This window comes from Pseudanabaena mucicola FACHB-723 (assembly GCF_014696385.1).
Lineage (GTDB): Bacteria > Cyanobacteriota > Cyanobacteriia > Pseudanabaenales > Pseudanabaenaceae > Pseudanabaena.
In genome coordinates, this window is sequence record NZ_JACJQB010000076.1 from 1 (window position 1) to 7,760 (window position 7,760).

8 protein-coding genes are annotated in these 7,760 nt (G+C 41.3%); 3 read left to right on the forward strand and 5 right to left on the reverse strand.

The window, feature by feature from the left end; all coding sequences use genetic code 11:
• Window positions 1-96: 96 nt before the first annotated feature.
• From H6F41_RS18220 to H6F41_RS18240, 5 genes are all read right to left on the reverse strand, one after another.
• Window positions 97-402 carry a hypothetical protein gene (locus tag H6F41_RS18220; RefSeq protein ID WP_190404882.1) on the reverse strand — a complete coding sequence of 102 codons (306 nt, stop codon included), beginning with the start codon at window positions 400-402 and terminating at the stop codon, window positions 97-99.
• A gap of 82 nt (window positions 403-484) precedes the next feature.
• Window positions 485-1,804, reverse strand: coding sequence for a 3-isopropylmalate dehydratase large subunit (locus H6F41_RS18225; RefSeq protein WP_190404883.1), 1,320 nt, complete (start codon window positions 1,802-1,804; stop codon window positions 485-487).
• 203 nt (window positions 1,805-2,007) lie between these two features.
• Window positions 2,008-2,409 (reverse strand): type II toxin-antitoxin system VapC family toxin, encoded by a 402-nt coding sequence (locus H6F41_RS18230; RefSeq protein WP_190404884.1) that lies wholly within the window; start codon window positions 2,407-2,409, stop codon window positions 2,008-2,010.
• Window positions 2,406-2,645 carry a DUF2281 domain-containing protein gene (locus tag H6F41_RS18235; protein ID WP_190404885.1) on the reverse strand — a complete coding sequence of 80 codons (240 nt, stop codon included), beginning with the start codon at window positions 2,643-2,645 and terminating at the stop codon, window positions 2,406-2,408. Before H6F41_RS18235 ends, H6F41_RS18230 begins: the two co-directional genes overlap by 4 nt.
• 47 nt (window positions 2,646-2,692) lie before the next feature.
• On the reverse strand, window positions 2,693-6,223 hold the full coding sequence (locus H6F41_RS18240) for a class I SAM-dependent DNA methyltransferase (protein WP_190404886.1): 3,531 nt from the start codon (window positions 6,221-6,223) through the stop codon (window positions 2,693-2,695).
• Between the two features lie 172 nt (window positions 6,224-6,395).
• Between H6F41_RS18240 and H6F41_RS18245 the strand changes: the two genes are divergently transcribed.
• From H6F41_RS18245 to H6F41_RS18255, 3 genes are all read left to right on the forward strand, one after another.
• Window positions 6,396-6,617: a hypothetical protein gene (locus H6F41_RS18245; protein ID WP_190404887.1), complete on the forward strand. Its 222-nt coding sequence runs from the start codon at window positions 6,396-6,398 to the stop codon at window positions 6,615-6,617.
• Complete coding sequence (locus H6F41_RS18250) at window positions 6,605-7,003, forward strand: type II toxin-antitoxin system VapC family toxin (protein WP_190404888.1); 399 nt, start codon at window positions 6,605-6,607, stop codon at window positions 7,001-7,003. Before H6F41_RS18245 ends, H6F41_RS18250 begins: the two co-directional genes overlap by 13 nt.
• Before the next feature lie 213 nt (window positions 7,004-7,216).
• Window positions 7,217-7,531, forward strand: a complete 315-nt coding sequence (locus H6F41_RS18255; RefSeq protein ID WP_190404889.1) for a hypothetical protein — start codon at window positions 7,217-7,219, stop codon at window positions 7,529-7,531.
• Window positions 7,532-7,760 lie beyond the last annotated feature (229 nt).

Below are 7,760 nucleotides of genomic sequence, written 5' to 3' on the forward strand. Positions count from 1 at the left end.
GGTAATCTGAGTATAGGTCTAAGAATTTTCTGTCCATATCTGTTTACCCATTTCTGACCCTATCTTTACTTTACTCCTTGTTCCTTCCACGTAACATCAGTGATCAGTCAGATTCTCTTCAGAAATTGGGGTGGCATCTTCACCAGTAATCAGCAAAAAGCGCCAATTCCCCTGCGTTGCGATTGCTCTGGCTAATTGGTGATAGCGCTCAATGGATAGATTTTGGGCAGCATCTTTGACCGTAATTACAAAGCCCTGAGCATCAGTTTGCTTGACTAATAAATCGGGGCAGTATTCTACGCCATGATCATTTAAATCAAAGGGAAGCTGATTGACATCAGGATGGGCAATGACCTCATATCCTTGAGATTGATAGTATTTAACAACTCTTTGTTTAAGCAATCTGTTTAGTAATATTGACGATTTAGAAAAGGTGCGCCAAAGCTAAAAATAGCGTTGCCATTTTTAGCTTTGGTATTAAATATTACATAAAGTCACGAGGATCGGTGATGTGACCTGTAAGTGCTGAAGCTGCCGCAGTATAGGGAGAAGCCAAATAAATTTGGGCTTGCTTGTTGCCCATCCGCCCCGGGAAGTTGCGGTTGGTAGTTGACACACAAACCTCTGCTTCATTGACTCGCCCAAAGGTATCTTGCGGGCCACCCAAGCAACCTGCACAGGATGGAGATGCTGGCTCGATGCAACCTGCTTGTAGGAAGATCTCCGAAAGAGTTACGCCATCGATCTTGAGGCTAAACAAATCGTTATAGACCTTTTGAGTCGCAGGCACAAGGTAGGTTGGGACTTTGACTTGATTTCCTTTGATCAATTGGGCAGCATGGTAAAAGTCTTCGGTTTTACCACCAGTACAAGAGCCAATGTAAACGCGATCAATCTTCACATCTTGGACTTCGCGAACGAGGGCGCGATTGTCGGGTGAGTGGGGTTTGGCAACGACAGGTTCAAGCTTAGAGACATCATAATGCTTGACGTAGTAGTATTCCGCATCAGCATCGGCATAGAGCGACTCGAAAGGCTTATCGGTACGCGCTCTTACATAGTCAAAGGTGGTTTGATCTGGAGCAATGGTGGCATTTTTACCGCCCGCTTCAATCGCCATGTTGCAGATTGTCATCCGCTCTTCCATGGTCATTTTTGCGATCGCATCGCCTTCAATTTGCATAGCGCGATAGGTTGCCCCATTGACACCAATGTCGCCAATCACCTGCAAGATTAAGTCCTTAGCCAATAGATAGGGAGGCATCTCCCCATCAAACACAAATCGCATCGAAGCTGGTACTTTTACCAAAAGCTTGCCTGTTCCCAAGACAAAGGCTGCGTCAGTATTACCAATCCCTGTCGCAAATTGCCCAAAAGCTCCTGCATTGCAAGTGTGGGAGTCAGTCCCAAATAAGACTTCGCCGGGGCGGGTGTGACCTTCTTGGGCAAGGGCAATGTGGCATACACCCTTGTAATCAGGATTGGCTTTAAAGTCTGATAAATCGGTGATGTCGTAAAAATACTTAATGTCTTGTTCTTTGGCGAATTCACGCAAAATATCAATATTGCGGTTAGCTCTTGCATCTTTAGTAAAGATGTAATGATCGGGAATTAATACTAATTTTTCTTTATCCCAAACCTTGGCATCTTCACCAAATTCACGCTTGAATACGCCGATTGTGCCAGGTCCGCAGACATCATGGGTCATTAGCAGGTCAGCATTCACCCAAATATTGTCGCCGGGGCTGACCTTGCTTCTGCCCGACGCTTTTGCCAAAATCTTTTCGGTGAGTGTCATTCCCATAATTGTGATGTCCTTGCGTAGATTTCGATTCCTACTTAGCTGGTTTGTAAATTTAAATTATAGTCTGAGATCGAAATATTGCCATCATTAATAAACATGCAGGGTGATGATTCATGACTGGTGCTACTTCAACTTGAAAGTAATAGTGACTGATATTGCGATCGCAACATCAGTCGATTGTTTAACCACACCTGTTTTTAAAGCTACCAAATTGTCTGAATATTGGATAAGTTACTGATTTTGTGGTCTTTGGTAATTAGAGGCAGATTAAGATATAGACTGGTTGCAGCGATGATGCGATCGCCCATTTCTGGAACAATCTCACGCGGGATTTGAGTAAAAGCTTTAGCTACTGGGATGTCTAAAGGAATAACAACTAAGTTTACAAGTGGATCGTCTATGAGTTGTAAAAGTTGCTCTAGTGAACTTGTGGGAATCCGATTTTTCTCAACTAAATAATTCATTTCCACAAGAGAAATTGCAGATATAAAAATTGATTCGCCATTGTTCAAGGCATTATCAAGAGCGTTCACTGCATTTGTTGATAACTTTTCGGGACTTCGCAAGTACCAAATGATTGTGTGGGTGTCAGCTACAACGCTCATAGCTCAATATCCTTGGGGAAGTTTGCCCATATTTCTTTTCTGGTTGCGGAAAGTTCTTCTTCGGTGAGGTTAATATCTGCATTTGCCCATAAGCCTTTGATACTTTTGCTTGGGGATTTAGAAGCTGTTTTGGCTTGCAAAAATTCGGCAAATTCTAATAGTGCTTGCTGTTTTTCGGTTGGTAAGGTTTTGATAACTGCGATTAATTTTTCTTCAATTTTAGGTAGCGTTTGCATGATTTTGACTCCGTTCAATTGTTAGGTGATTAGCAAACTGATTTTCTTCATTCTTTTTTCTTAACCCGTTTTTTCTTCTCGACTTTGAGCAATGGCGCACTTAGGGCTTCATAGAGGCTAAATAAATATTCGATGCGGTTTAGTTCGCTAACGAAGGGCTGAGGACGATAGCAAAGGTCTACGGCTTTGTCTAGGGCTTGATGGGCTTTTACTAGGTCGGGTGGCATGGTAAGGGGATCGTAAAGATCTGCGAGGCTAGATTTGACCTCCCCCTGCCCCTCCTTGAAAGGAGGGGAGTAAGACTCGCTCTCTTGTTCCTCTCTTTTCAAAGACTCGTTCTCTTGTTCCCCTCCTTTCAAGGAGGGGCTAGGGGAGGTATATTTCTCGCGTACCGCCAAAACCACTCGCGCCGTGTCTTCAACTTTTTGCTTTTGCTTGTCGCTGACGTTTTCAGGAAATGGATAGTTGTTGTAAACGATTGTAGTTGAATAATCGAAACGGCTTTCTAATCTACCGCAAACATACTTCATCCAAGTCATGTGCATTTCAGAAGTTAGAATACCAAATAAATAGAGAGTCCCATTAGGAATAGTCTGTAACTTATTGCTCGCAATCACATCAGAATTCAAAAATCCGATTGGGATATATTTTCGTCTTTCTGAAGAAACTTCAGGTACTCCAATGTAATTACTTCTTGGTTGTCTGTCAGTTTGAAATAAAGTAGGAAAATCTGCCCATTTCTGTGTATTTTTATCAATGCTTTTTTCTCTAAATGATTTAACAGATTCAATTCTGCTTAGGACAGATGGCATGGAACGTAATTCATTAGGTAAAACCCCATGCAACCATAAGCAATAGCGAGAATTTCCATTAATTAATTCATTTGAACCAATGTATTCCTTTATATATTTCTTCGCAACGCTTTCTCTTATTGCCAGATCTTCAGCTTGTTCTTTAGTGAGTATGAGGAATCCCCCATCTGCGGGTTTACTTCCATTTTTCATTTCAGGAACATTACAAATCGGAGTAGTTCTCTTTAATACAATTAAATCATTTCCCTCAGCCAAATACGGATTAATGTTTCTAACTCTTTTTTCTGTCGGTTCACCCTTAATATCTGCGTAATCAAAAATCCTTTTATTTTCAACATCTTGCAACCCGAAGCCAATAATCACACAATGCACAGCCGCATTGCCTTTTGCCTCATTACTCCAACTAAAAGTTCGATGAGCAAAATGAATCTTAATCTTGTATCTATTGTAAAGCTCTTGCCAGAGAATTCCGACTTGCTCACCTTGAGAAATCGAACTTGTACTCACAAAAGCGCATTTTACCTCCCCTAGCCCCTCCTTGAAAGGAGGGGGACAAGAGTTTAGATATTGAGCGGCTTTCAAATACCAAGCGCAAACATAATCTAATACACCAGCACCATTCACACCAGCAAAAATCATCTCCATATCTGACTTTTGCTCAGCACTTTGCAAATGCTTACCCACAAAAGGTGGATTTCCTAAAATATAGTTAAATAACACCCCCTGCCTCTCCTTTGAAGGAGGGGAGTAAGACTCTTTCCCTTGTACCTCTCCTAACTCCTTTCCCCCTCTTAACTCTTGTCCCCCTCCTTTCAAGGAGGGGCTAGGGGAGGTTCTTAATCTCCCTCCTTGCAAGGAATCACCAGAAGAGATTCTTAAATTCTCCCTAACATCCTCCAATACCCCCTCTAAATTCTCAAAAATCAAATTATTGGCATATCGCAACACCGTAATGCCAACACTCCATAAAAATTCATCCCTAATTGCATCATATTCCTTTCCCTCCTGCGTAAAATGCTGACCACCATCCAACTCGATCGCCAAATTAGCACTCGGACAAAAGAAATCCAAAATATAATGACCAATTGAATGCTGTCTTCTAAACTTAAACCCATCCAACTGCTTACCCTGCAAAGCTTTCCACAAAGTCACCTCCGCAGAAGTCGCATTATTCCGCAACTCTCGCCGAAAATCTTTCTTACTAGCAAGATTACTAATCGCTTTATAAGGAACTTGTCCCCCTTCTAACTCCTGTCCCCCTCCTTTGAAGGAGGGGCTAGGGGAGGTTCTTATCCTTTCTCCTTTTATAGACAAATTAGAAGAAGTTGTAGAGGTTCTTGAAACCACCCCTAACCCCTCCTTCAAAGGAGGGGAACAAGAGTTCCAATCAATCCGCAATGAATTACCATGCACAATCTTCGCCGCTTTCTTCAAAGGCAAACGCACAAAATACTGCCCAAACTCATTACTCACCTTCACATTCATCTGATGGTCGATCAACCACATCGCCACCTCAGCAACCCGCACCGCAAACTCATCATATTCAATCCCCGCAAACTGATCCACATCCACTTGAATAATTGAGCTAACATCCGTCACCAACTGCCCACTCTTATTCAACTCCAACAAAATCAAAATCTCTAAATCACGCAACTCTCGATAAGTAATAATCAAGAAATTACCGCAACCACAGGCAGGGTCGAGAAAATGCAAATTCGCAATCTTTTTATGTAACTCGTTTAACCTGTTGCGATTACCCTTTACTTTCTCAAACTCAGTATAAAGATCATTCAAAAAAAGCGGCTTAATCAACTTTTGGATATTCTTCTCAGAAGTGTAATGCGCCCCTAAATTTCGCCGTTCCGTCTGATTCATCACCGCCTGAAACATTGACCCAAAAATCGCAGGTGAAATCTTACCCCAATCAAACGCACAAGCCTCTAGCAACATCTCGCGCATCTGCTTATCAAACGCCGCAGGTTGCACCATCTCCTCAAACAACTTCCCATTCACATAGGGAAACTGCGCCAAATTCTCATCTAAATTCTTTAAGCGGCGATCATTCGGCGTATTCAAAACATGGAAAATCGAAGCAATGTGCATCGCCAAATCACTGCCATCTTCCTTGGTATGCAGATCGACATATTCCCAAAAAATCCCCTTATTAAAAATCCCCGTATCATCAGCAAACAGGCAAAATAATAGCCGTACTAGATACACCTCTAAGTCATGTCCACTATAGCCAATCTCCTTCAGGCGATCGTGCAACTTACCCATCAACTCCGCCGCCGCAATATTGACAGGATCTTCATCCTTATAAACCCGTTTCTCATATCCCGCCATAAAGCCGAATAGATGCACATGATTTACAAAATCCTTTAGCTCAAACTCATGATTAACATCCGTATCCAAATCATAGAGTCTGAATTTCTGAAAATCCGACACCAAAATATACTTGGGTAACTCATGCTCCTTTAAATTTGGAAAATAATCCTTAGCCTGTTGAGTCGCCTTATCTAAGTTCTTGCCCCTAGACTTATGCTCCACCAAAATCGTCCCCTTCCACAGCAGATCGATAAACCCTTGCTTGTTATCCGCCTTTTTAACTGGCAACTCAAAACTCCCCACCCGCCGCCGTGAAATGCCAAACACATTAAAAAAGTCATTCCAAAAAGATTGCGACTCCGACTTCTCTGAAGTCTCACTTTCCCACTCCTTAGAAAAGGCGATCGCCCTTTGCTTAATCTCATTCCAACTTAGCGGCATATCTGGAAACGTTACGGCATAATTTTAGGTAATATTTATACTAGCATTCGTTTTCTAAAACTACCTATAATTAGCTTGAGGAGAGGAAACAACGGTTAGTAGGCGATCGCCTACGTTCTCTAATTTCTAGCAAAAAACAAGAATTTGAAAACACCTTAAGGAGATAACAACCATGCTAAAAAGTTATGAAGCAACCTATGAGAACGGGCAAATTAAATGGCTATCTGAACAACCAGAAATTACCTCAGCAAGAATTATCGTTACCATCCTAGAAGAAACTAAACCACAAGTAAAACGACGCTTTCCCATTCCTGACATGGCTGGCAAAGTGAAAATATTAGGTGATATCGTTAGCCCCATTGTCGATGAAGAGGATTGGGAATGTCTGAAATAATTGTTCTTGATACCCATATTTGGCTATGGCTAATCAACTCAAATTTCGATCAATTTCCCTCATCTTGGCTTGAACGCTTTGAGTTAGCTGATGTATTAGCAGTATCTCCCCTATCTTGCTATGAGATAGCCCTAGCCCAAAGTCGAGGCAGATTAGAGCTAACCTGTTCACCCGAAGAGTGGTTTAGCAGAGCATTAGTACCTGCCAAAATCGAATTATTTCCACTGACTCCAGCAATCACAGTCAGAGCCGTAAATCTATCCCCCATTCACAAAGATCCCTTCGATCGCCTAATTATTGCCACTGCATTGGAATATGGCGCAAAACTTGCCAGTGTTGACAACCTATTTTCTAAATATCCTGAACTTGAGAATTATCTTGTGTAAATTTCTTTTGTGTGAAATTTCTTGATTGCATATAATTGACTCAACCCCAATAATTAGGATTTACCAATGTAAACCAACACTACATCATCGCTCTCGTCAAGCGTATCGCACTAGTAAGTGTCCAATCAGTTAAAATCGTGAATAGCTTGCCAGCATTGCAGGAAAAATAGCCCCAATCTCACGCAATGCAAAATTTATTTGAGGTAAATCATTATGTTGCAACTAGAAATTAAATCTGATGCACCTGATCTCGAAATCGTCCAAAATTTAATCAGAGCCGCAATTGATGCAGAAATCAAAAACTTACAGCGATCGCTAGATAAAACTAATAAATTTTTGCAAGAATTTGAAACCAAATATCAAATTTCATCCGACCTTTTTCTCAGTGATTTCACCGCTGAAGACCTCAAAGGTGGCGATGAAGAATATGTGAGTTGGGCAGGTGAAATTAAAATCAAGAAGAGACTAACTAATTCTCTGCAAAAGTTACGGGCGATCGAATATGTTACTCAACAACTATCAAGCTAATATCATCGCCACCATTCAAAAATATGTGAATGATGGATGGATTCGATCCTTTAACTTTTCTGTTGATCCTAGATCCGATTATGTTGGATTTATTCAAGGAAGTATAGAATTTTTGCAAGGCTCATATCCAGAAGTGTTGAATCAGAAATGAAATCAGCCTAAAATCGGGCACACTATTCCTGTAAAGATGGTGATTTTAGCTTAAAATTACCATCTTTCTAAACCAATG

Coding starts and splice junctions, on each gene's coding strand:
- H6F41_RS18225 (WP_190404883.1), bottom strand. CDS start 1,804: ATGGGAATGACACTCACCGAAAAGATTTTGGCAAAAGCGTCGGGCAGA.
- H6F41_RS18230 (WP_190404884.1), bottom strand. CDS start 2,409: ATGAGCGTTGTAGCTGACACCCACACAATCATTTGGTACTTGCGAAGT.
- H6F41_RS18235 (WP_190404885.1), bottom strand. CDS start 2,645: ATGCAAACGCTACCTAAAATTGAAGAAAAATTAATCGCAGTTATCAAA.
- H6F41_RS18240 (WP_190404886.1), bottom strand. CDS start 6,223: ATGCCGCTAAGTTGGAATGAGATTAAGCAAAGGGCGATCGCCTTTTCT.
- H6F41_RS18245 (WP_190404887.1), top strand. CDS start 6,396: ATGCTAAAAAGTTATGAAGCAACCTATGAGAACGGGCAAATTAAATGG.
- H6F41_RS18250 (WP_190404888.1), top strand. CDS start 6,605: ATGTCTGAAATAATTGTTCTTGATACCCATATTTGGCTATGGCTAATC.
- H6F41_RS18255 (WP_190404889.1), top strand. CDS start 7,217: ATGTTGCAACTAGAAATTAAATCTGATGCACCTGATCTCGAAATCGTC.